23 protein-coding genes and 4 pseudogenes are annotated in these 23554 nt (G+C 41.2%); 15 read left to right on the top strand and 12 right to left on the bottom strand.

Annotated features, from left to right (window positions below; all coding sequences use genetic code 11):
- The coding region (locus C9889_RS00255) for a B12-binding domain-containing protein (protein ID WP_191985835.1) at positions 1-259 on the bottom strand (259 nt) is incomplete at its 3' end.
- A 445-nt stretch (positions 260-704) separates the two neighbouring features.
- Here C9889_RS00255 and mch point away from each other — a divergent pair.
- Together mch and C9889_RS00245 are read left to right on the top strand one after the other, a co-directional pair.
- Positions 705-1664, top strand: a complete 960-nt coding sequence (mch, locus tag C9889_RS00250) for a methenyltetrahydromethanopterin cyclohydrolase (RefSeq protein ID WP_129596302.1) — start codon at positions 705-707, stop codon at positions 1662-1664.
- A 26-nt stretch (positions 1665-1690) separates the two neighbouring features.
- The gene (locus tag C9889_RS00245) at positions 1691-2164 is read left to right on the top strand and encodes a DUF2124 domain-containing protein (RefSeq protein ID WP_129596300.1); all 474 of its coding nucleotides are present in this window, start codon (positions 1691-1693) and stop codon (positions 2162-2164) included.
- 10 nt (positions 2165-2174) lie between these two features.
- On the opposite strand, the gene C9889_RS00240 is transcribed toward C9889_RS00245, so the two are convergent.
- On the bottom strand, positions 2175-3197 hold the full coding sequence (locus tag C9889_RS00240) for a class I SAM-dependent methyltransferase (RefSeq protein ID WP_129596298.1): 1023 nt from the start codon (positions 3195-3197) through the stop codon (positions 2175-2177).
- 89 nt (positions 3198-3286) lie between these two features.
- Between C9889_RS00240 and C9889_RS00235 the strand changes: the two genes are divergently transcribed.
- A complete protein-coding gene (locus C9889_RS00235) occupies positions 3287-4021 on the top strand; it encodes a V4R domain-containing protein (protein WP_129596296.1) in 735 nt (244 codons plus the stop codon).
- On the opposite strand, the gene C9889_RS00230 is transcribed toward C9889_RS00235, so the two are convergent.
- The 4 genes from C9889_RS00230 to C9889_RS00215 form a co-directional block, all read right to left on the bottom strand.
- Complete coding sequence (locus tag C9889_RS00230; protein WP_129596294.1) at positions 4022-4708, bottom strand: DUF2110 family protein; 687 nt, start codon at positions 4706-4708, stop codon at positions 4022-4024.
- Between the two features lie 26 nt (positions 4709-4734).
- Entirely contained in the window at positions 4735-5322 is a 588-nt protein-coding gene (locus tag C9889_RS00225; RefSeq protein WP_072362057.1) for a MarR family transcriptional regulator, read from the bottom strand.
- A 76-nt stretch (positions 5323-5398) separates the two neighbouring features.
- The gene (locus C9889_RS00220) at positions 5399-6559 is read right to left on the bottom strand and encodes a tRNA (guanine(10)-N(2))-dimethyltransferase (RefSeq protein WP_129596292.1); all 1161 of its coding nucleotides are present in this window, start codon (positions 6557-6559) and stop codon (positions 5399-5401) included.
- A 23-nt stretch (positions 6560-6582) separates the two neighbouring features.
- Complete coding sequence (locus tag C9889_RS00215; RefSeq protein WP_129596290.1) at positions 6583-7041, bottom strand: plastocyanin/azurin family copper-binding protein; 459 nt, start codon at positions 7039-7041, stop codon at positions 6583-6585.
- A gap of 148 nt (positions 7042-7189) precedes the next feature.
- Here C9889_RS00215 and C9889_RS00210 point away from each other — a divergent pair, with 148 nt between their 5' ends.
- The 3 genes and pseudogenes from C9889_RS00210 (at position 7190) to C9889_RS00200 (ending at position 9857) form a co-directional block, all read left to right on the top strand.
- Positions 7190-7765 (top strand): helix-turn-helix domain-containing protein, encoded by a 576-nt coding sequence (locus C9889_RS00210; protein ID WP_225420074.1) that lies wholly within the window; start codon positions 7190-7192, stop codon positions 7763-7765.
- Between the two features lie 9 nt (positions 7766-7774).
- Positions 7775-8179: an acyl-CoA thioesterase gene (locus C9889_RS00205; protein ID WP_129596286.1), complete on the top strand. Its 405-nt coding sequence runs from the start codon at positions 7775-7777 to the stop codon at positions 8177-8179.
- 61 nt (positions 8180-8240) lie between these two features.
- Positions 8241-9857: pseudogene (locus C9889_RS00200) on the top strand (AMP-binding protein).
- A 275-nt stretch (positions 9858-10132) separates the two neighbouring features.
- Here C9889_RS00200 and C9889_RS00195 read toward each other — a convergent pair.
- From C9889_RS00195 to C9889_RS00170, 6 genes and pseudogenes are all read right to left on the bottom strand, one after another.
- Positions 10133-10522 (bottom strand): response regulator, encoded by a 390-nt coding sequence (locus C9889_RS00195; protein WP_129596284.1) that lies wholly within the window; start codon positions 10520-10522, stop codon positions 10133-10135.
- Positions 10523-10524: 2 nt separating this feature from the next.
- Positions 10525-12702, bottom strand: a complete 2178-nt coding sequence (locus C9889_RS00190; protein ID WP_318531451.1) for a histidine kinase dimerization/phosphoacceptor domain -containing protein — start codon at positions 12700-12702, stop codon at positions 10525-10527.
- On the bottom strand, positions 12695-13516 hold the full coding sequence (locus C9889_RS00185; protein ID WP_129596282.1) for a helix-turn-helix transcriptional regulator: 822 nt from the start codon (positions 13514-13516) through the stop codon (positions 12695-12697). The genes C9889_RS00190 and C9889_RS00185 overlap by 8 nt, the downstream gene beginning before the upstream one ends.
- Positions 13517-13526: 10 nt before the next feature.
- Positions 13527-14255 carry a helix-turn-helix transcriptional regulator gene (locus C9889_RS00180; protein WP_225419905.1) on the bottom strand — a complete coding sequence of 243 codons (729 nt, stop codon included), beginning with the start codon at positions 14253-14255 and terminating at the stop codon, positions 13527-13529.
- A 152-nt stretch (positions 14256-14407) separates the two neighbouring features.
- Positions 14408-15784: pseudogene (locus tag C9889_RS00175) on the bottom strand (monomethylamine:corrinoid methyltransferase).
- 17 nt (positions 15785-15801) lie between these two features.
- Positions 15802-16455, bottom strand: coding sequence for a methyltransferase cognate corrinoid protein (locus tag C9889_RS00170; protein ID WP_129596278.1), 654 nt, complete (start codon positions 16453-16455; stop codon positions 15802-15804).
- A gap of 154 nt (positions 16456-16609) precedes the next feature.
- Here C9889_RS00170 and C9889_RS00165 point away from each other — a divergent pair, with 154 nt between their 5' ends.
- The 9 genes and pseudogenes from C9889_RS00165 (at position 16610) to C9889_RS00125 (ending at position 23554) form a co-directional block, all read left to right on the top strand.
- Positions 16610-17020, top strand: a complete 411-nt coding sequence (locus C9889_RS00165; RefSeq protein ID WP_072359702.1) for a helix-turn-helix domain-containing protein — start codon at positions 16610-16612, stop codon at positions 17018-17020.
- Between the two features lie 312 nt (positions 17021-17332).
- On the top strand, positions 17333-18103 hold the full coding sequence (locus C9889_RS00160) for a damage-control phosphatase ARMT1 family protein (protein ID WP_318531450.1): 771 nt from the start codon (positions 17333-17335) through the stop codon (positions 18101-18103).
- A gap of 4 nt (positions 18104-18107) precedes the next feature.
- Positions 18108-18302 carry a CooT family nickel-binding protein gene (locus C9889_RS00155; protein WP_129596276.1) on the top strand — a complete coding sequence of 65 codons (195 nt, stop codon included), beginning with the start codon at positions 18108-18110 and terminating at the stop codon, positions 18300-18302.
- A gap of 72 nt (positions 18303-18374) precedes the next feature.
- On the top strand, positions 18375-19379 hold the full coding sequence (locus tag C9889_RS00150; protein WP_129596274.1) for a type II glyceraldehyde-3-phosphate dehydrogenase: 1005 nt from the start codon (positions 18375-18377) through the stop codon (positions 19377-19379).
- Positions 19380-19393: 14 nt separating this feature from the next.
- Positions 19394-19876 carry an inositol monophosphatase family protein gene (locus tag C9889_RS00145; protein ID WP_225419904.1) on the top strand — a complete coding sequence of 161 codons (483 nt, stop codon included), beginning with the start codon at positions 19394-19396 and terminating at the stop codon, positions 19874-19876.
- The gene (locus C9889_RS00140) at positions 19828-20982 is read left to right on the top strand and encodes an ISH3 family transposase (protein ID WP_129596272.1); all 1155 of its coding nucleotides are present in this window, start codon (positions 19828-19830) and stop codon (positions 20980-20982) included. Before C9889_RS00145 ends, C9889_RS00140 begins: the two co-directional genes overlap by 49 nt.
- A 61-nt stretch (positions 20983-21043) precedes the next feature.
- A pseudogene (locus tag C9889_RS00135) lies at positions 21044-21490 on the top strand (inositol monophosphatase family protein); the annotation flags it as partial.
- A complete protein-coding gene (locus tag C9889_RS00130) occupies positions 21477-22313 on the top strand; it encodes an NAD(+)/NADH kinase (protein ID WP_129596270.1) in 837 nt (278 codons plus the stop codon). The pseudogene C9889_RS00135 and the gene C9889_RS00130, both read left to right, overlap by 14 nt.
- Positions 22314-22367: 54 nt before the next feature.
- Positions 22368-23554, top strand: a pseudogene (locus C9889_RS00125) (homocitrate synthase family protein).

Genomic DNA, 23554 nt, shown 5'->3' with positions numbered 1-23554 from the left:
CATCCTCTTCAAGGATTGGATCAAGAATTTCCATGGCGGCTTTCATGGCCTTGGCAGACATCATGATCTGTGGAAGATAGACTTCGGCGGCTTCGAATTTGTCACCGATGATCTTCATACCGACAGACAGACCATCGTTGATGATCTCGAAAGGAGTTAAACCTGCATCCAGGGCTTCCTGAACGAGGGGGCCAGCACCATTGATGTCCTGGTTGACAATCGCATCTCTGAGTTTATCATACATTTCCTGTTTTCCCATTAAATCACCTATATCTAACTGTACAACAGCTGTCATATCATAGACTGCTGCTACAATGAACTTAAAAAGCAATTTTATATAACCTATCTGGCTATGGTTTTTCTATCTACATGAAAATAGTAAACACTTCAATAATTCAAAAAGCGATTCAAAATGACAGACGTAAACAAAGCGATCATGGCATTGAAATCGACAACGTTTTTGAAAAATAAGATACAGTCATTTCACTATAAAAATAGGATTTTAACCAACATTCCTAATATGGAATTTCAGTAAGATTAAGTATAAACTGGGATTGGGTACAACACCATAATAGACAATCAATAATCCATAAAACCGAAACGAATATGTATCCTTCTAACTGTATCATTTGTACTTGTTAGATTTACATCAAAGTAATCTAAAAGTATATGGTTAATTCGTGAAAATATCCACTGGTGATAATGTGATTAGTGTTAATGAAAAGGGACTTGCAATAATTGATGAAATGCTGGACTGGGAAGATGAGATTAATGTCGAATCCAAACAGCTCGAAAATGGCGCTACAATAATTGATTGTGGAATCAATGCCCAAGGTGGCTATGACGCAGGCATGTACCTTTCACGCCTTTGTCTTGCCGATCTTGCAGAAATTACCTACACCAAATTCAACCTTGATGGACTCCCGGTGCCTGCAATCCAGGTCGTAACCGATCATCCCACAGTCGCTTGCATGGGTTCCCAGTATGCGGGCTGGAGAATTTCCGTTGGCAAGTATTTCGGAATGGGGTCAGGTCCTGCACGTGCCCTTGGACTCAAACCAAAGGAACTTTACCAGGAAATCGATTACAAGGATGACGCCGAAGCTGCTGTGCTTGTAATGGAATCCAGCAAACTCCCGGATGAGGAAGTCGTAGAATATATCGCCAAACACTGCAGTGTTGATCCGGAAAATATCTATATCGCTGTGGCACCTACTGCATCCATCGCAGGTTCTGTCCAGATCTCTGCCCGTATAGTGGAGACAGGTATCCACAAAATGGAATCCGTAGGATTCGATATCAACACAATTAAGAGTGGTTTCGGTGTGGCACCAATAGCACCTATTGTTGGAGACGATACAAAATGCATGGGTTCAACCAATGACTGTGTAATCTACTGCGGGGAGACCTACTTCACAGTGGACTACGGAAAGGATGATCTTGAGGAATATGTCAAAAAGACACCATCCACAACTTCCAGAGACTTTGGTAAACCTTTCTATACAACATTCAAGGAAGCAGAATTCGACTTCTTCAAAGTAGATGCAGGCATGTTCGCCCCGGCAAGAATTACCGTCAACGATGTTGCATCTAAAAAATCATACACCGCAGGACGTATCAATCCCGGTATCCTGCTCGAATCCTTTGGAATCAAGGAGGTATAATCCTCCTTTTAATTTTGGTGATCTAAGTGGAAATAATTGAAAAATCCGAAGGAATAGGTGCATTGTTGAAAAGTTTTGCATCTCTGGCCAAAGAATCGGAAAAAATCATTTTTATTGGAACTCCCGGGTTTTGTACTCCTTTTGCAGAAATTGCCGCTTATTCCCTGCGTAAAAGTTCCAAACAGATGGGATTTGTAGCCAATACTGATATCGAAAAAGCAAAACAACTAATCCCCACGGATATGGGAATGCAACTAGGCGATACAATTGATTATCATGCTGATACGGTCGTACTGCTTGGCGGGCTTGCCATGCCCAAAATCGGAGTGGAACCAGAGGAATTGAAAACGACTCTTGAATCCATATATGAGGGGTCTCAAAAGAAACTGCTTATAGGCATCTGTTTCCAAGCAATATTTGAAAAACAGGGATGGACCGATATTATGAATTTCGATTACATAATCGATTCGGATATGCCAGTGTCCCTGAAGAAAACATGATAAATCTCCTTTACCATATACGTGCGTCCACAACAACATGCCAGACGCCCGGTGAATATTTTTTTATACTACGACACTCCATAATCTCCACATTTCTCCCCTGCATTTTTGCTGCCTTTTTAATTTGCCCGATCGGCCTATCAAACATTAAATTTTCAGCCAGTGCTTCATGAAAATGCAACATACCCCCTTTTTTATTTAATGCATCGATTGCAACATGCAAATAATCAGCTGTTCCTCCCACATATCCCATGATCACCCGATCAGCAACTCCTTTAGGTGTAACTTCAGCACAGTTGCCATTTAGGGGTTGTACAATATGTTGTACATCATTCAACCTTACGTTATCTTTGAGGTAGCCAAATGATACAGGATTCAGCTCAATCGAGTATATTTGTTCAGGTTGGGAATGTACGGCCATCGGGATAGTGAAATAACCAATTCCAGCAAACATATCAACAACAATTTCCCCGTTTCCAAGTTTACTCATCCTGTTTTTTTCCCTGAGGTTGCCTTTGGAATACATAACCTCTGTCACATCAAGTTTGAAATAACAGCCATTCTCTTTGTGTATTGTTTCTGTGGTATTACCACTCACAAGCTGTCTTTTTGGTTGCCGTAAACTGCCATTGATACCCAAATCCCTTACAACAGTGTCACAAAAGGGATACATATTCAGTAATTCTTCAGCAATTTCCCCTCCCCTGTGGATTATTTTTTCAGAAATGGTAACTACTATAATGTTTCCAAGGATTTGCCAGCCGGACGGGATTTTTTCCAGTTCCTCCGGTTTCATTTTACCGGAAAGCCTCTCTTTCAGGTTCATCTGCTGACGGTAGAACTCCGGTTGTTCCTGACGTTTTATTTCATAGCCACTTACCAAATCTGTGACTGGAATTTCAACAAAACTTTCACCTCCAACTATTCGAGATACGAATTTTCGGCTCCGGTCCAGCAACCCCCTGGATTGTAATTCAGATCTTATTTTTTCAGTATCCCTGGCAGGCACTATAACTGCAAAATATTCTTCCATTCAGCTCATTTAGAGGTATGTTTTGTTATAAAATTCATTCGGAATGGAGCGAACATTTATATACTCCACTGCCCTTATAACTAATCTGGATGAGACCTACTAACCGCACGGCCCTTTTTGCTACCAATGATGGTTTCATTGCAATTAACGGTGCCGTTAAATTACAGATAATGGATTTACTGGACAAGAGGCCATGTTCTTTTGATGAAATAGTCCAAACTACGGGGAAAGCCAAATCCACTGTATCAGTACATCTTAACGATCTTAAAAAAGCAAATCTATTGTGGGAATCAGTAGACGCGGTGGATAGGAGAAAAAAGAACTATAGTTTAGCCTCAAAATACGTAGCTTGTTCACAAACACCACTGGATACTCACTACTACCGCAGCCTAGAAAATTTTTCAAGCACATTTTCCAGCGAAACTGATTTTTTCCAGAATGTTTTCTGCGCTTTCAAGGCAGGCTTTGAAGCCCAGGGCATTGATCATAATCCTATCGTCAAACATATAGGAAGTGACATTGGAACACAGATTGCAAATACTTTTGAGCAAGAAGATTTTTTTGATAGACTTGAAGAGGTACGCTCCTTCTGGAAATGCTATAAACTGGGAAAAGTACAGATCGAAGATACAGATCCTCTTACTATCAAAGTAAAAGATTGTTTTGAATGTATGTCAATGCCTGTTCTTGGCCACCCAATATGCTCTTTTAATGAAGGGATGCTAGAAGGCATCCTATACAAGATCACTGGCGAGAAGCATTCAATAAAAGAAATAGAGTGTTATGCAACAGGGGATAACCATTGCCTTTTCATCAAGGTATGATTATTTTTCTGAACGGATTACACCCATATCAGCATTGAGTTTTGGACCGATCTCTGCAACAATGCCCGGTCCATCCGTAGTTTCCCTGCATATCACGCAATGTTCCATAATTCCCAATCTTTCAGTACCATAAATATCCCTGCTGTGGCCTGTTTTTTTCAGCACTGACTTGAGCTGGGAGCGTGTAACTGAATTCACAATAATCCTGTCCGTGGAAGATTTCTTCCATTCCCATAATTTATCGGCCTGTTGACCGGTAAATCTTACCTGTTCATCCGCATTTGTTTTGACAATTTCCACTTTAACGGGCATATATGGAATAAGACCAAAACGAGTTGCTACCTGGTCCGGACTGCCTGTTCCCAGATTTTTCAGTCCGCTAGCAGTGATAGAGACTTTTTTACCAATGTCTACAACGATTTTATCTTCTTTTATGGATTGTATGTAACCACGGTATTTTTTCCCTGCTACAGGTTCATATACAGGTGTGCCATATTTTTCCTTCAGGAAATGAATCGCAAATTCCGCATCATCCCCATCCGCATCTACGGTAACCCACTTGTTTTTGGAAAAACCTATTTCCAATTTCATGTCAAGATCCTTGAGGTCATCTGTAAATTTTGCAGCAATTGCATCAAGGGTCTGTTCTGTATTTGAATACACTTTTATTGCCAATTCAGTTTGCATATAATCCCGCACATAAGAAGAGAAAGTTATTTTCTGCCCAGCAGTTTATCGAAGACCTCTTTGGTGTTACCATAAGCAATGAGAACATCATCATGTATAGGTTCCTCTGAATTCTCAATTGTATCCCCTATCATATGTATTTCCCTGCTGAAAGGACCCAGTTTCAATTTAATCCGGTCTTCACTGGCGTTTGCTTCTACCAGTTGTCCATAGATTTCCTCTATCTTATTTCTTAATGTTTTAATACGTTCCAATATTTCTTTGGACTCCCTGTTCAGTTGTGTTCCTTCACTCTCTTCCTCTTCAACTGATTCTACCAGTTCCCTGTACTTTTCAGGAAGGTTCTCCCCGAGTGTTGTAATAAAATCCCTGAGATTTGTTACTACATCTACACCATATTCTGTCAGTTCTACATATTTTATTCTACCTTCAGATGTGAACTGTACAAGTCCCATATCAGCCATCTTGGAAAGGATTTTTGTAGTATGTGCAAAAGTCGAATTTATTTGTTTTGTAATAACAGAAGCATACGTCTTTCTAAGAGACCATATAGTAAGGAGGGCAAGGGTTGGTTTTTCCTGAAGGAACAGGTTTTCTACTTCTTCGCGGGACATTAGAAAATCACCTGATAATACCGTGAGAGGTATCTCAACGTCTATTCTTTATATATATCTTTTTGTTGTATATATATCAATACATATTGGAGAGAATCGACTTTATTGCACTGAGAGGGGCATTGGTCTTAAAGGACATCCCGCTGAAATGTGTCCTGCTGGCTTCATACCCTTTATCCCTTAGGTCATCAATGGTCTTTTCAATACGTGGAGCTGCCACAGAGAGCTGTTTGCATAGCCTGTGCTGATCATAAAAGAAAGGAATATCAAGTTCATCCAGACATGTCTGGATTATTTTACAGGCTTTTTTCTTCTTGCCAAAGGGTCTTTTTTCAATTTCTTCCATGACCTTTGAACAAAAAATACTGTCATGTAACTTCCCAAGCCAGAGAAGACCTCCTGATTTCATTTTAGTCCCACATTCCGGGCAGGTTTGTTCCATGAAAACAGAGTAGCCTTTTTTCCATTCACGGTAACTGCAATTGTCACAATGTGTGACATAACCCAGCTCCTTAAGTGTCCTATCAGCGTTCTTAGCCCCGCTTTTAATCCCTACATAAGCCCTGACATAATGACGCGTGGCGTGAGAGAGCAATACTTCCATTCCTTTCTCATGACGTGCCAGATGGCGGGCAATAGATCCCAGCAGTATTCTCAGTCCCATTTCACTGTGATATTCATTATTGAGTGCAACTGCAGCGTACTTCCGAATACCGGAATTCAGATGAGCCCCGCATAGAGGAGCAGTGTCAGTAGCTGTAACCTCAAGCAGGTGTACAGCAGAGCGACTGGCAGCATCCAGATAGGGAGCAGGACTTCCAAAAGGGTCCAGGTCCACGATATTGAATCGTTTTTCGTGGAGGGGAGTATTTGCATTTCTACAGGATGTGTCAGCAATATCGGACAGGTTATTGAGTTTAATGTTTTGTTCGATAAAATTACAGGCCTCTGCATCCCAGTCATTAAGTGTCGTCCTGAGACCTATCTCATTTGCTATGCGAAGCCCCCTGATGCCGGAAGCTGCCATTGCGTCCACATAATCGATCTCTGAAGGAGGCCGTTCTTCAAAATCGAAATTTTCCTTAACAAAAACAGAAGTTGCTGCCACGGTAATATCCCGGTTAAGTTCCATATGAGAATTATAGAAAACCGGCGAATTCACAGGCAGTTTATCTTCAATAGCAGCGGAAGGAACCTCCACTTCGGTGGTCCCTTCTGTTATTTTTCTTGTTTCCATGTCTTCCACATGACATGGTTTTTTTATTTAACCGTAATTGTCACATTCATGCCAGAATACGGAGGTATGTAAAATGAATAGTTTCCGGTTTCGTTGAAAGTATACTTAAAAGTCCTCCCATAAGAAATCCTCTGATCTTCCCACAAACCATCTTCACTTTTCAGTGTAAATATACCGGGTTCTTTTTTCTGGTTTCTCCACACAACTGTGTCTGTTCTATTTATTTCTCGTACTTTAGGACTAATATAAAAACTGTTTATAAATATATTATGAGTTTTTGGAGTATATTCCTCCAATTCCGTTTCATCGGATTCACTTACATTATCTTCTCCATTCAAATCTTCATCTGGCTGGATATCTTCATCTGACTGATTATCCTCACCATTTACCGGAACCTGATCATCCTGATCCGTAGTATCCTGTGTTGTACAGCCCAATCCCAGAAGGGATATTACAACTAAAAGTATGATTATTTTTTTCATCCGACCACTCCTCTAATTATTTGTTAAACAATAAGTATCTCTAAAGTTATCAAACTTTCTGGCATAAATAAACAGCAGAGATATCTATTTAAATATATATGTCAATTTGTGTCGCGGTCATTTTCATTAATGTATAAAAGGAGAATGCATCAATGTCTGTAAAAACCCCCTCGGTGAAAAGATAAGCCAGCTCAGACAATCCAGGGAGATGTCACAGGAAGAACTGGCAAAAGCAAGTAACAACGATGTGGAACTGATAGATAAACTGGAAAACGGAGCTCTTGTTCCTTCACTAACGCCTCTTTTTAATATTGCAAGAGCCCTGGGGGTGCGACTTGGCACCTTTCTTGATGATGCTCCCCAGAACGGCCCGGTGCTTGTAAAATCAGGTAAATCGAAACATGTTGTCCGCTTTTCTGGTAAATGTTCCAATTGCAAAGCGAGTTCACTTGAATTCAACTCATTAGCAGCTGACAAACAGGACCGCCATATGGAGCCTTTCATAATTGATGTACATCCACAAAAAGGAGAACACCCCCTCTCATCCCATGAGGGAGAAGAATTTATTTATGTGCTGGAAGGTGAAATCGAAATTCTCTACGGAAAAGAGACCTACAATCTTGGAGCCGGTGACAGTATCTATTACGATTCCGTAGTTCCCCACGACCTGCATGCAGTTGATGAAGATGCAAGAATAATGGCAGTTGTATACACACCTTACTAAGGAATTCCTATGTTCACACTAACAGTTGCTCCGCGTTTTGGAGATATTGATGGGCTTTGTCATGTAAATAATACCGTAATTCCTGAATGGGGCGAAATGGGGCGAAATCCCATATTCCGAATATTTACTCCTGATCTGGACCTCACTCCGGAAAAGTGGCGACTTATTATGGCTCGCACAGAATTCGATTTCCTGGGAGAGATGTATTTTGACGGGGATGTCGAAATACGTACCTATATTGCCCGCCTTGGTAATTCCTCTTTTACAATCGGGCATGAAGCCTGGCAAAGAGGAGAACTAAAAGCAAAAGGTAAAGCAGTAATTGTACATTATGATTTCATGGAAAAGAAGTCTTTACCAATTCCACCTGAGATACGTACAAGGCTCGAGGAACACCTGATAGAGGAACAGTAAACATAAAGGAGCTGGTACTATTCGTTTTGAAAACGAGACTATAACAGATGTCTTTGAAGAGATGGTTAAAAAATATCCTCAAAAGGACTTCATGGTTTATCCAGATCGAGATCTTCGTTTTAATTACAGTCAATTCAATGAGCGTGTGGAGGATCTGGCAAAAGGTTTGCTTGCCCTGGGACTTAAAAAAGGGGACCACATAGGAATATGGGCCCGCAATGTGCCCGACTGGCTGACTTTCCTGTTTGCAACTTCTAAGATCGGAGCAGTCCTTGTAACTGTAAATACCTCATACCGAAGCCACGAACTTGCTTATGTGGTAAAACAGTCCGATATGAAAGCACTGGCCATAATCGATGGATTCAGAAATGTGGACTATGTTCAGACTGTTTATGACATTGTGCCTGAACTCAAAACACAGCAAAGAGGAAATCTTACAAGCCAGGAATTCCCTGAGCTAAATCATGTAATCTATATCGGACAGGAAAAACACAGGGGCATGTACAATACCCGTGAATTGCTTCTGCTTGGAAAACATGAATCTGACGCCGAACTTGCAAAAATAAAAGCTACCAATACCGCTGATGATGTGGTCAACATGCAGTACACCTCCGGTACAACCGGTTTCCCAAAAGGAGTAATGCTGACCCACAAAAATATCCTCAACAACGGTTATTACGTCGGTGAAAAACAAAAATTCACAGATCAAGATCGCCTGTGCCTGCCTGTGCCCCTATTCCACTGTTTTGGGATTGTGCTCGGCGTACTTGCGGCCCTGAGTCACGAGGCAACACTGGTGATGCTTGAAGTATTTGATCCGCTTCTTGTACTCGCAGCGGTCCAGAAAGAGAAATGTACGGCCCTCTACGGCGTACCTACCATGTTCATTGCAGAACTCAACCATCCAATGTTCGACATGTTTGACCTGTCATCTCTGCGTACAGGAATCATGGCAGGGTCACCATGTCCCACATAAACCATGAAAAAAGTCATTTCAGATATGCACTGCGATGAGATCACTATTGTTTACGGTCTAACGGAAGCTTCTCCGGCAATGACCCAGACCAGTACCGATGATACCAATGAAAGGAGGGTCAGTACCGTAGGTATAGCAATGCCACAAATCGAAGTCAAAATAGTTGATCCGGATACAGGTGAAAAACTCGGCCCCGGACAACAAGGTGAAATCTGCTGTCGCGGTTACAATATAATGAAAGGTTACTACAAAATGCCTGAAAAGACAGCCGAAACAATCGACAGGGATGGATGGCTCCACAGCGGCGATCTGGGAACTGTGGATGAATATGGATACTACAAGATTACCGGCCGTATCAAGGACATGATCATTCGCGGCGGAGAAAATATCTATCCAAGAGAGATAGAAGAATTCCTGTACACCTTAGACGGAGTCAGGGATGCACAGGTGGTAGGTATACCTGATAACAAATACGGTGAGATAGTGGGTGCTTTTGTAATGCTTCAGGAAGGAGCTGACCTGAGTGAGGAAGACATACGCGATTGCAGTATGCAGAAAATTGCACGGTACAAAGTTCCAAAACACGTATTCATAGTGGATGAATACCCAATGACAGCAAGTGGCAAAATTCAGAAATTCAAGTTGCGTCAGATGGCGACTGAGTTACTTGAAAAGCGCAAACATGAAGAAGAGCAGATTTAATTCTCGCTCTTTTTACTCATGAAGTGATAGATCATAATCCATCGCCGTTGTTTTTTTAGCACATTCACTGCCACCATATATCAGTTCATCTATGCTTCTTTTCAAATTGGCAGGAATGCCATGATAAGAGTCGGTTTTTCTCTCTGCTAAACAATATCCATCAGTGTACTTTCAGTGACATGAACTATTGATTGGTTCAGCACTTAATTATTTTGTATGAACAATGGCAAATTTTTCTTAAAATTTAACCCATTATTTCGCACATTATAATTTTCTCAATTCCCTTTTTCTTTTCGGAATTTGTGAAGAGCGATCTCAATGGTAGTACTCAGGTCCTTTTCAGTAAAAGGTTTCAATATATATCCATCAGGATCTGTTTCTTTGGCTTTCTTAAAAGTTACATCATCCGAATGTGCCGTAAGATAAACCACCGGAAGAGAAAATCTATCTTTGATTATTTTGGTTGCTTCAATACCATCCATATCCCCTTTGAGCCTGATATCCATAAGTACCAAATCCGGGAAGGTGCCTTCTACCTTGGTGATAGCATCCTTTCCCGTAGAAGCAACGCCTGAAACAATATAACCCAGGTCTTGCAAACGGCGTTTTATAACCATTGCCACTATAGCTTCATCTTCTACAACCAGTATTCTTGAATTTTTCAATATCACACCTCTTTATCCCTAAAAGTAATCCTGAAACAGGTCCTGTAATCCTTAGTATCAAGTTCAATATCCCCATCGATCTGGCTTACGAGATTGGAAACAAGTTGTAATCCCAGTGATTCGGTATTTCTGAAGTCGATATCATCCGGGAAAGCACCCCCTGAATCTTCAACCTTAAGTATTAATTGACCTGCAGACTTAAAAAAGTCAATGCTAATTTCCCCATTCTCACCCTCAATAAAAGCATGTTGCAAGGCATTTGAGGTCAATTCATTGATAATAATACCCAGAGGCACGGCAGAATCCATATCCAGATATAGATTCTCGACATTAAGGTGAATTTTAATAATATCCTCATTGACATTATAGGATTTTATGAGGTGTTCAACAAGATCTTCGACATAATCCGATAAATTAAGACTGGTGAGGTTTTCTGAATGATACAGTTTTTCATGGATCAGGGCAATTGAACGTACCCTGTTCTCACTTTGCTTGAAGGCCTCCATAACTTCATCCGATTTGAAATTGATAGATTCAAGGTAAAGAAGACCGGAGACGACCTGTAAATTATTTTTAATCCTGTGATGAATCTCCTTAATTCGAATCTTTTCCATCTTTTTCAAAGTCTCTTCAGCTTTTTTACGTTCATTGATATCCAGAATGATTCCCTGTAATTTATTTGAATGGTTTGCAGAGAAATCACCAATAAAAGTTCTCTCCTCAACCCACTTGATCTCCCCATCCCGCGTAATTATGCGATATTCATAATTAAATTCCCTGTCACCTCTATTAATTGCTTCAAGGAGATTCTGCTCAACATTTCCAAGATCTTCAGGTACTACTATATCCGCATAGGTAATGTTACCCTTCGTAAACTCATCCTGAGTATAACCAAACTGGGAAATGTTCCTGGATACAAACTCTACCGGCCAGTTTTTCCGGGCATTCCACTTGAATACTATGACCGGGCTGCGGTTTACTACAGCTTCCATTTCTGCACGCAACCGGTTTGCATCCTGCAGGGTATCAAGTACCTCATTGAGTCCTTCCGGAATTTTCTTGAAATCAATGTCTACGTCCGTATTTGCCCTGATATCAAGGTCACCTTCCAGAGCTGAATTCGAAATTGTCCTGAACTCATCCACAATCCCGTTTATCCGATTGGTAAATAAAGCTGCAATAAGATATGCCATCAGTCCCATAAAAACGATGGAAAATGTATATATCGTAAACAACATCGACCGCAGGGAAGCTACACCTGCAAACACTTCATCCTTCGGGACAGAAAGAAGAATTGAATAATTGCCTGTGGAAATGGGTTCATAAAAGAGTATCACATCCTTCCCGTTTGACGGGTCTATAATATCGACATAACCACTTTTGCCCTTTTCAATATCACTGGCAACCTCATGAAGGACGGGATTGTCAAATTCCCTGAGCGTTCTGGAACTAATCCAATCCTTCTTTGTGGGATGGGAAATAATAACACCGGTATTACTTGCCATAAACAGATAACCGGTCTCAAACGCTTTGACATTACTAACCGTATTGTCTACGTAATCCAGACCTACATCCACCCCGCCTATACCTATAAATTCATCATTCTCAATTATCGGGGAGACATAACTCACAATCAAAGCACCCTGATAGAAATAGGGCTCGGTTAATACATCATGTTTTGTTCGTTTTGGTAACTGGTAATAATCTGATGTACTGTAGTCAACAAGTGGCTCAACATCTATATCTCCCTCAATCCTGTTCCAGTAGGGAAGGAATCTGCCCGTCCCATCGTGAGCTGTGGTATTTACGTAACGTTCATCCTCTCCATCAAAAGCATCAGGTTCAAAGCCACTATAAGTCCCTATCAGTTGAGGATTATCCTCAAGTATACTTCTTATTATATCGTTGGCTTCTTCTCTTGTAGAAGAATTATGAATAGCACCCATCATAGTGGCTATATCCCTTGCAATAGCCATATTGGACTTCATATCTGCATTGAATTGGTTGGCATAACTTTGTGCCATTTTAGAAGACTGGTCATAAGCGAGCTGTTCTTCCTGAGAAGTAACCGTTGATATTACTATTGAAGATGAAATCGACAGGATCAGAAAAACACTGACCACAATATAAAGAACAAGTTTAAACCTCAGTGACAGGTCTTTCCATGCCAAATCAATCACTTCCGTTTATGATTTCAGACAGCATCCCAGAGGAAACTGGAACAGAAAGGTCACGACAATGAACAAATAGCTGTGTCCCCCATTCAATTGAACCTTCAGTGAAACTTATTATGTCCCTGTGGTCATACATGTGTGATTTATTGAAAAAACAGAAGTAAGTAAAATCATCACCAATAGTCAAAGAAGGAATGTAGTCATTTTCCCGGAAAAGCCTTATGTCAACATTTTCCTGCTCGATCAGTTTTTGCATATCTGAAGGCGATTCGACCAATATTCTTTCCATTACAGAAGCCGTAAAAAGCAATTCCAGATCCTTGCCTGCAGAAGAAAGGGAATTAAAAAATTCAACATGATCGGGATGGAAAAAAGAAATCAGACATTTGATATAATTGGATTGGAGCATATTTGAATGCAACTGGGGTTGCAGATCATACATGTGGTCAAGATCGGATTCAATAACTTCAACTTCACCCAGCTGACCTATATTTTCCACTAAATAACGGGGAATTACATCCATATCGCGTGTTTCCCAGTAATACTCCTTTGAATCTAAAACATCAAGCATACATGCAAGGGGTGACAGGTTTTCAACTATTAAGCGCCCGGTAGTAGTAAGATCATAGATCCCCTCATCATCTTTGGAGACAAGGCCTTTTTCCCGTAACTTTTTGATTTGAGGAAGAATGGAGGAAGAGGTTACATTAAGATGATCTTTTACCTTTTTTATATCAGTGGGACCTTCAAGCAAAAGCAAAAGGAATCTTTCTCTCTTGTCGGAAAGGAATATAGTGTCAATAAGTTCCTGTGGAGCCATTCAATATCCCTCATATCTCAATCTTTTCACAAAAAGAGCAATAATAATCAAAAAGCTCATCTCCCCATTTTAAGGCACTCTCATCAAAACTCATTATGTCTTTATGATCATAACGGCCATCTTTATCAAGAAAACTTATGTAAGTAAACCAATCTGAAGTGTCAAGGCCCGGAGGTCTGCGATTTTCCGGGAAAATATAGGCATTAATATGCGGAGCCCTTATAAGCCGGATCATTTTAGAATTACATGACTGCTTCATTCTTTCAAAAACCGGTGGTGTCATAATCAAAGACATGCTCTCTGCATGTTCCATTAATTTACAATAGATATCAGGATATTCCGGTCGGTAAAAAGAGATTATCGATTTTATATTTTTGGACTTGAGCAGGTTTTCAGTGAATTCCCGGGGAATTTCAAATGTATGGTTCAGGTCAGGTTCAATCAAAAGGTAATTCCCAAGTTCATACAGCCTGCGAAATAATTTTGGTGGTAATTCACTTAAGTCATGTGCTTCCAGATAGGCATCATCATTGTTCACCATCTCTATCGTGTTCAAGAGAGGAAGCATTTTTTCAACAATTAATTCCCCTATCGTGGAAAGACAGTATTGTTCACTCTCTTCAACTATCAAGTACTTCTCTTTCAGTTTTTTAATCTGAGGCATCATCCCCCTGGAAGTCACATTCAGAGAGGTCTTAATCTGGTCGATGTTCCTGGGGCCTTCCATTAAAAGAAGCAAGAGATTTAATCTCTTATCAGAAAGCCAAACCGTATCACTTAGCGAAGAACCCATTATATCTGATAGCTGATGGAAGTGTATATTATTAATAGTTTCTGTATAAAAAAGGGAAAAACAAGATCGGTATATGATACCGATCTTGACCGGTGGTCTTAGAATACCAGACCCAGGTCTTCGAGTTTCTTCTTTGCCCCGTCATAGACCTTGACGTATTCCTCGGTCGGTGTAACGGTTGCAACATCATAGCATTCCTGGAAAGTCTTGCCTTCAGGTGCGTTGGCATAATCGCCTTCGTAGCTTGCTACAAGTTTATCCAGAATCTGGTTGACAGTATTGATATCCATACCAGCGGTTGCACGTGCGACTTCTCCCATCATACGTGCTTCCATACCGGTTGTCTTGTCAGTTCTGACACCCTTGGCAGCTGCAACACCTGACAGGATCTCACGGCCGGATGCAGTATCGGTTATGGACTGGGCTGCAGCCTCAAGCAGGCACATCTCGGTGCATGGACCGGCACATGGATAGTACTGGTTACCGGACATAAGGTCTGTGAACTCGGAGATGGTGGCACATGCCCAACCTGCGATCATAAGGGTCTCACGGGTGTTGGTGGATCCCCAGCGGATGTGCACAGGACCATCAAGGTGCCAGCTGGCACTGCTCATTACCATAGAGTTGAGGTGAGTTGCAACATCGACAATGGTTGTTTCCTCAACACCGCCGGCGTAACCACCAAAGATTGGCATCTGTTCATCCATGATGATGTCACTGTTACCCTTGTAGTGGGCAATGACAGCGATTGCGTCAAGATCGATCTTGAGTTCGTTCAGCTGGGAGACTTCGTGGCTGTCGTTGGAGTTCATACCACCGACACAGTCTGCACCGATGTTACCCTGTGCGGACAGGGAAGTCTCAGGGCCCTAAACGGCCATACCGGGACGACCTGCCATAGAAGCGGCGGTCCTGATCTGACGGGTTTCGGATTTGGCTGCAAGAACCTCGTAGGGACTGCCGGGGACAGGAGATTTGCCACGGGCAGAGGTCATTACACCGTTGACGATGGTGTCACATTCTTTCTCAAGAGCGTAACTCATGTGCACGGGCATGAAGACCTCTTCGGAAATTGGGGAACCGGTTGGACCACCCTGGACAATTGGTTTCCTCTTGTCGCCTACTTCACGTTTTTTCATGTAAACTGCGTCACGACCGGTACCAAGCTGGAATTCCCTTTGAGGATTGTTGATTGCATCCCAGATCTCGTCCTCGGTGTATTTGACGATACGATGAGTGTCGGTACACCAGATACCACAGTCAAGAAGCATCTCGAAACCGGCTTTGAAAAGCCTTTTCATCTGGTCCTTATCGGTAGGAACGAATTCCTTACCGAAGTCAAGGTTGTATTTCTGCTTCAGTTCCATTGCCTTCACTGGAATGGTCATCAGGTCCCAGTCATCCTGGGTGCATTTCTCACCGGTCTGGGCACGGTCATAAAAATCATAGCAAGTTACGGATTTGGTAAATGTCATAAATTATCCTCCCGGTTTTATTTTTTCATTAATTCAAGAGCCACGTTGGCTGCTTCTGCTGCGTTTTCTGCTGTTGCGTCAGCACCGAGTTCCTTAATCCAGGAATCTGTGACTGGAGCACCACCGAACATGACTTTTACAGAGTCACGGAGACCTTCTTCTTCAAGCAGGCGCATGACGTCTTTCTGGCCGAGCATGGAAGTGGTCATAAGGGCAGAGCCGGAGAGCATAAGTTTCTCGCCTTTGTGGGCTGCTACTTCTTCGATAACCTTGTCGTTAGGTACGTCAACACCCATGTCGATAACGGTGAAACCGTTTGCACCGAGCATGGTTGCAACAAGCCTGTGACCTATATCGTGAATGTCGCCTTCCTGGACGAACTTGATACAGGTTCCGACGGATTCTGAGGTCTCGTCCTCTTCAAGGATTGGATCAAGAATTTCCATGGCGGCTTTCATTGCCTTGGCAGACATCATGATCTGTGGAAGATAGACTTCGGCGGCTTCGAATTTGTCACCGATGATCTTCATACCCACAGACAGACCATCGTTGATGATCTCGAAAGGAGTTAAACCTGCATCCAGGGCTTCCTGAACGAGGGGGCCAGCACCATTGATGTCCTGGTTTGCAATCGCATCTCTGAGTTTATCATACATTTCCTGTTTTCCCATTAAATCACCTTATTTTCATATTATAGATAACCGGCGCATCCTTAAAGGAAACTATCTGCCGGCTAACAACTACTAAGAACCTGATTATTTATTTTATATAAATGTTTTCAGTATTGAACATAACTATTTATACTTAAAAACGCAATCAAAAGACATGGCAAAAAAAGAAATGTATCCTATTAAAGAAAAGATGAGCATAGAAAGCCTGGAAAAAAGGATAAGATACATAGAATACCTTACAAAAGTTTTGACCCGACTGTACTTCATAAGATACCGATACAAAGGTTTTTCAGTGGAAGAATCTGCAAAAAAAACAGGCGTCACAAAAAGGATTGGTTACATATGGCAGAGAAGATGGAATCGGGATGGATACCCCGGATTATTTCCCAAATATGGTGGTGGCAGACCTTCAAAACTCAGTGAAGAACAGAAGTACGAACTGAAAAACATACTTCGGGAAAAAAAGAAATGGAAAACTTCTGATGTACAGGCAATTATAAAAGAAAAATTTAATGTGGATTATTCATCAAAACAAGTAAAAGTGATTATTGATTCCTTATCTTAATAGTATACGAAGTTACGTAATATACAGAACAACATTAATTAAAAAGTAGGATTACTGACTAAGTCAGATTTAATATATGCTATAATAACCTATAAAAATGCTCTAAATTGTACTTTATTCAATATAATAGTACTAAATGGGAAGAGGAAATTTTTAAAATAACTTTTTACTATTCAAAAGTTATATTCATAAAACCGGGATGAAAAATATGAAAATGGACCCACGATGTACTTACTGCCTTCTTTCAAGAGTACACTATGAAGCAGAACTTGCAACAGACGACCCAAATAAAATATACAGGGCAATTACAGAGTGTATGGATGTGATGCGAAATACCTACAGGCCGGGGTTGCTGCAGGAGTGGTATCAACCGCTGTACACAGGAAAGCCTATGAAATAATTGAAAACAACGATCCATATTATAACTTAAAGGAACTTAGCAATAGTACGGCAAAACAAGTATACCCTGTTGCTAAAGACCTTATCTATCAAAATGGACCTTCAATGGAAGAAGCATTCAGAAGAGCGATACTTGCATCAGTTATAGGGAACTATTTTGACTTTGGTGTAATGGGTTTTGATGTTGGAGAAGATGTTTTTGATGAAACATTCAGGAATGTCTTTTACAAAGGACTTGACGTTGATGATACATCCGAAATGTTCAAAATGCTTGATAATGTAGTTTATGTAGCGGACAATTGCGGCGAAATAATCCTTGATACATTTGTTTTTGACCTTATCAAAAAAGCGGGAGGCAATATAACACTTGTAGTGCGGGGAGATCCAATACTAACCGATGTAACTATGGAAGACGTCAGACAACTCAATCTGGAAGATAAAGTTGACAGGGTTTTGACTACATGTTGTAATGCAATCGAAGTTGCTTTTGATGAGGCACCGCAAGAATTACTAGAGGCTTTTGACAAAGCAAGTCTTATTATCAGCAAAGGTATGGCAAATTACGAAACCCTTACAGAAAAGAATATGGGCCCCATTGCTTATCTGCTGCAGACAAAATGCGAAAGTGTTGCGCAGGACATGGGTCTTGAGAAAGGTTATTCGGTTGCCAAACTCATGAGGTGAAGTTATGTGTGAACTAAAAGCGGTCCTGGAAAGGGGAGAAGGAAATAGAGATATTATTATGGAGTCAACTACACGTGTAATTGTGGAAGGAGATGAAATTGAACTTACAGGCATATTCGGTGAAAAAGAAATTGTGCAGGGTTCTATAAAGGAAATCAATTTCTCAAAGGGAGAGCTTATAATACTCGGAAATGATTAAATATCAAAACCGGGGGAATAGGATCAAAACCCTTTAACTGTATATAGCCGACACTACAGGGAGGTACATAAAATGACAGTCAAAGTTGCAATAAACGGTTACGGAACCATCGGAAAGAGAGTTGCAGACGCTGTAAGCGTTCAGGACGACATGGAAATAATTGGAGTGGCAAAGACCCGCCCTAATTTTGAAGCTTTTATGGCAAAGAAAAAGGGATATGATGTGTTTGCACCTGAAGACAGAATAAAGGGGATGGAAAAGGCAAACCTTGAGGTTGAAGGTACCATTGACGATATGCTTGAAAGAGCAGATGTCGTTGTAGACTGTACACCGGGTGGAATTGGTGAAAAGAACAAACCAATTTACGAAAAAGCAGGCGTCAAAGCTATCTGGCAGGGCGGGGAAGACCACGAACTTGCTGGTTGTTCATTCAATGCACAAAGTAATTATGAAGAAGCACTTGGAAGAGATTTTGTACGGGTAGTATCCTGTAATACAACCGGCCTCTGCAGGGTCATCAAGCCTCTTGATGACAAGTTTGGCGTAAACAAAGCAAGAGTAACCCTTATGAGAAGGGCTGCTGACCCCGGGGATATCAAAAAAGGACCAATCAATGCTATTGTACCCAATCCCATTAAACTGCCTTCCCACCACGGCCCGGATGTTAAAACCGTCCTCCCGGGAATCGACATCGCTACTACAGCAGTGAAACTTCCTACGACCCTTATGCACCTGCACACTGTCAACATGGAACTGAATAGCGAATGTACGGCAGAAGAAATAGAAGCTTTACTGGCCAAACAATCCCGTGTGCGTTTTGTCGGACAGGGTATCACTTCCACGGCCGAGATAATGGAAATGGCTCGTGATATGAACCGCCCAAGATGTGACATGTGGGAAAACTGTGTATGGAACGAGTCTATCACCATATATGAAGGAGAACTATACTTCTTCCAGGGAATCCATCAGGAATCAGATGTAATTCCCGAAAATGTCGATGCAATACGTGCTATGATGGAAGTTGAAAAGGACGGAACAAAGTCCGTAGCAAAAACTAACAAAGCAATGGGTATTTAATGCCCATCTTTTTTATGCAATCGATACAAAGTCTCCTTGAAGTTTGCAATCATGCTTCAAAAGAGGCTAACGAGTCCATAAAAGACCTTGTCGGAAAAAGGGAAGCATACAAATCCGTTTACATGGGAGCAGACGGGACGCGTACAAGGCTGATCGATGACAGGGCTGAAAAAGCAATTTTTGAAGTGTTGAAAAGTTATGGCAATTGCCGCATTCTCAGTGAAGAGTATGGAGAATACATTCCTGATAAAAAACCTGAAATAACTTTTGTAATTGACCCTCTTGACGGCACATATAATGCAGCCCATGGAATCCCGTTTTATTCAACTTCCATCGCTGTCGGCAATGCGGACCTTTCTTCTATCTACTTTCAGTACTTAGCTAATTTTGAGCATCTGAACCTAACAACACCCCCCGATAGCTTTATATGCGGCGAGAACGCCGCCATATGTCATTTCTACCATCCAATTCAAGGACCTGTGAGAAGGTCGAATTAAGACCAAAACAGTGTATTGATGCTGCTCTTAAACCACTTCTAGAGAATATCGACATCAGGATAAACGGTTCACTTACCTCTAAAGATCTATTTTACACTGCCATGTGTATGGCAGTGGATAAGAGTTCGGTTCATTCTGCATCAAAACACTATCAAGAGATTCCCTGTGAAACATCTTTGAGATATCATCTCAGAAAACTGAGTCTTGAAGAACTTATCCAGGCAAATGAGAATATTCTTCTTCACAGTTCTGTCAGTACTCTAAAACCAGAGAAAAAGTATGAGTTTGCTATCGATTTTACAAATGATCCATATTATGGAAAAGTTGATTCATTCAATCAAGACTATGTGATACGTAGTCAGGCCAAGAAGTCAACAAACTCTTTTTATTCATATGTATCACTGTCCATCATAAACAAGAATGAGAGATATACTCTTGCAGTTCTTCCTGTTGAAAGGAATAAAACGAAGGTTGATTACCTCACTTATTTCATAGACCTGATCGAAGAACTGGATTTCAATATCAAGGTACTTTGTCTGGATCGAGAGTTCTATTCAGTTGATGTGTTTGAGTTCTTACAGGACAAGGAGATATCTCACATTACACCAGTAGTAAAAAGGGGAAACGCAATCAAGCAACTGCTTAACGGGAGAAAAGCAAGGTCTGCTGAATATGTAATGAAGAATGCCCAAAAACAAGAAGTTCAACTGGATATTGTAATTGATGTGAAGTATATGAAAGGTAAAAGAGGCAAATACGGATGTGAAAACCTCGGGTTTGTTGTTTATGGAGTTAAGTGGCCTCCAAGGAAGGTTAGTAACGTCTACAGAAGACGGTTTTCCATCGAATCATCTTACAGGATGAGAAATATTGTTAAACCAAGAACATCAACAAAAGATGTAACTTTCAGATATTTCTTTACAATAATATCGTTCCTGCTCAGAAATGTGTGGCTATATCTCCAGAAAAAGCATTTTACAATTGTAAAACCAGGGCCAATAACCATTGATGAAGACAAGTTCAGGTTTGCCAGGTTTATTCTGTTTGTTGAAGAATGGCTTAGGAGAAAGTTAAGGATTCAGCTAGTAGTGCAGTGTTTAAGGTAATTCAATAATGGCAGGAACAAGATGGAGGGAAAATTAGAGAACTACTGACTTTGGATATGTAAAAAATCTCTGCACAGGTGATATATACCATGCATATAAGGGAGGAGGAGCATATCTAAATGGTAATCCGATAAATACATCCAACAAAAAGCTATTAAAAAATTTCAGTGTCAGCCTTTATGGCTACCATAATAATGTAGAAGATACCCTGGAACTTTCCAGAAAAGTAAGAAGGGTTCGTATACTGGGAAGCGTGGCCCTGGAACTCTGCTATGTTGCCTGCGGCAAACTTGATGCTTTTGTAGATATCAGGAATTCACTGAGGCTGATTGATGTTGCTGCAGGAAAACTTATCCTTGAAGAAACAAATGGAAAAGTAACTAACGGAAAAGGTACAGAGTTATATCTTCAGGACAGTGTTGTAAACAGGCTTTCAATGATAGCATCAAACGGACATGCCCACAGGGATATACTTAATTTTGTGGGGAGAAAAGATGAAAGTAAATAAAATCGGTATAATCTCCAAATATGATAGTCCACAAGCCCTGAAAATGGTTGAGACTATTGTGAAAAGGTTCACTTCACAAATAGATATTGTTTTGGATGATGGTTCCTATGACATGCTAAATCTTCCTGAAACGGAACGATTACCTGTGGAAGAAATGAAAAAAGCAGGTGTCAACCTGGTGATTTCAATCGGAGGAGACGGGACTGTTCTGCGCAGCATATCCAGGATGGATGATCCACTGCCACTCCTGGGAATTAACATGGGTATGCTGGGTTTCCTTGTGGATGTGATGCCTGATGAGGCAATTCCTACGATCGAGAAAGTACTGGAAGGATTTGAATATACCGAAAGTTGTCGTATTGCAGTTAACCTCAACGGTGAAGAGTTACCCTGCGCCACCAATGAAGTTGTACTGACCACAGCCAGACCTGCCAAGATACTGACATTCCGGGTGACGGTTGATGGATGTATGATAGAAGAATTCAGATCCGACGGAGTAGTAATCGCAACCCCCACAGGTTCCACAGCCTATGCTATGAGTGCTGGCGGACCTATTCTGGACCCCAGAGTCAACGCTACTCTCATAGTACCTCTTGCCCCCTTCAAACTTTCAGCCCGCCCCTGGGTGGTACCTTCTGACAGGCCCATTAAGGTCGAAATAACTATTCCGGAAAAGGAAGCTGCTGTTGTTATCGATGGACAGCACACCTACACAATGAAAAAAGAAGATACCGTTTGTCTTACAAAAGCAAAAAATCCTGCTCGTTTTATAGTAACTGAACGTAGTGGTTTCTATGAGAAAGTGCAGTCAAAACTTCGATGATACAAACACATATCTTTAAATATAAAAGTAAAGATAGGACCGGATAGCGATAAAATGGCTCCAGATAAAGAGTATTCCAGAAATGAAATGATGGATTTCATTGATATCGAACCTCTTGATATAGAAATATGTGATGTGACCCTCAGGGACGGCGAACAAACTCCCGGTGTTGCATTTACCAAAGAAGAGAAAATGGACCTGGCAAGTGAACTGGATGTAATTGGTGTCGAGGTTATTGAAGCCGGATTTCCTGTCGTTTCTTCTTCTGAAAAAGAAACCATAAAGGAAATTAGTAATATGGGGCTGAATGCAAAAACGTGTTGCCTGGCCCGGTCCATCAGGGGGGATGTGGATGCTGCTATTGATTGTGATGTCGATATAGTGAGCATTTTCATAGCTCTTTCAGACCTTCACTTGAAACACAAATATCACCGCTCCTGCAGCGATGTACTGGGTTGCTCGATGGAAACAGTAGAATATGCAAAAGACCATGGACTTAAAGTCAGGTTTGCCGCAGAGGATGCCACGCGTACACCTATACCCACCCTGCAACATGCATTTCAGGAAGCGGAAAAATACAATGTTGATTATGTGAGCATCGCTGATACCATTGGAATATTAAATCCTTCTACTACAAAATATCTGGTTGAAAAGGTAAAAGAAAAGGTGCATACACCCATATGCATTCACTGTCACAATGATATCGGACTTGCCACTGCAAATACTTTAGCAGCAGCCGAAGCAGGGGCAAAGCAACTACATACCACCGTAAATGGTATCGGAGAAAGAGCAGGAAACGCTCCTCTTGAAGAAGTACTTGTAGCCCTTCGTGTCCAGTACGGAATCGAAAACTACGATACCACACATCTTAACGGTCTTGCAAGAAAAGTTGAAGATTATTCCGGCCTGACAACTCCCGTAAATAAAGCTATTGTGGGCAAACATGCCTTCATGCATGAATCCGGGATACATGTCATGGCAATCCTGGAAGAGCCGCGGACTTACGAACTTTTTCTCCGGAAATGGTTGGCGGGGTCCGTAACCTTATAGTCGGCAAGCATACAGGATTGAAGGCTTTAAAAGGGATAATTAAGGATATGGGTAATTCCCTTGAACACGAAGAATTATGTGCATTAATGGAAAAAGTAAAGAATTGTACAGAAATCAAACGTGGAATTTCAAGACCACATCTGGAACAAATGATCGATGATATCAGGTCCTGTAAAAGAGATGATGAATGA

This window comes from Methanohalophilus profundi (genome assembly GCF_004137855.1).
GTDB lineage: Archaea > Halobacteriota > Methanosarcinia > Methanosarcinales > Methanosarcinaceae > Methanohalophilus > Methanohalophilus profundi.
Note: the sequence above shows the minus strand (reverse complement) of the source record. Positions and strands in the feature narration are given on the sequence as shown.

Excerpts from the sequence above, each read along its gene's own strand:
- C9889_RS00140 (WP_129596272.1), top strand. The coding sequence starts at position 19,828 with ATGTCATTTCTACCATCCAATTCAAGGACCTGTGAGAAGGTCGAATTA.
- C9889_RS00215 (WP_129596290.1), bottom strand. The coding sequence starts at position 7,041 with ATGAAAAAAATAATCATACTTTTAGTTGTAATATCCCTTCTGGGATTG.
- C9889_RS00205 (WP_129596286.1), top strand. The coding sequence starts at position 7,775 with ATGTTCACACTAACAGTTGCTCCGCGTTTTGGAGATATTGATGGGCTT.
- C9889_RS00185 (WP_129596282.1), bottom strand. The coding sequence starts at position 13,516 with ATGGCTCCACAGGAACTTATTGACACTATATTCCTTTCCGACAAGAGA.
- C9889_RS00145 (WP_225419904.1), top strand. The coding sequence starts at position 19,394 with ATGCAATCGATACAAAGTCTCCTTGAAGTTTGCAATCATGCTTCAAAA.
- C9889_RS00155 (WP_129596276.1), top strand. The coding sequence starts at position 18,108 with ATGTGTGAACTAAAAGCGGTCCTGGAAAGGGGAGAAGGAAATAGAGAT.
- C9889_RS00130 (WP_129596270.1), top strand. The coding sequence starts at position 21,477 with ATGAAAGTAAATAAAATCGGTATAATCTCCAAATATGATAGTCCACAA.
- C9889_RS00170 (WP_129596278.1), bottom strand. The coding sequence starts at position 16,455 with ATGGGAAAACAGGAAATGTATGATAAACTCAGAGATGCGATTGCAAAC.
- C9889_RS00240 (WP_129596298.1), bottom strand. The coding sequence starts at position 3,197 with ATGGAAGAATATTTTGCAGTTATAGTGCCTGCCAGGGATACTGAAAAA.
- C9889_RS00165 (WP_072359702.1), top strand. The coding sequence starts at position 16,610 with ATGGCAAAAAAAGAAATGTATCCTATTAAAGAAAAGATGAGCATAGAA.
- C9889_RS00235 (WP_129596296.1), top strand. The coding sequence starts at position 3,287 with ATGAGACCTACTAACCGCACGGCCCTTTTTGCTACCAATGATGGTTTC.
- C9889_RS00150 (WP_129596274.1), top strand. The coding sequence starts at position 18,375 with ATGACAGTCAAAGTTGCAATAAACGGTTACGGAACCATCGGAAAGAGA.
- C9889_RS00230 (WP_129596294.1), bottom strand. The coding sequence starts at position 4,708 with ATGCAAACTGAATTGGCAATAAAAGTGTATTCAAATACAGAACAGACC.
- C9889_RS00225 (WP_072362057.1), bottom strand. The coding sequence starts at position 5,322 with ATGTCCCGCGAAGAAGTAGAAAACCTGTTCCTTCAGGAAAAACCAACC.
- C9889_RS00220 (WP_129596292.1), bottom strand. The coding sequence starts at position 6,559 with ATGGAAACAAGAAAAATAACAGAAGGGACCACCGAAGTGGAGGTTCCT.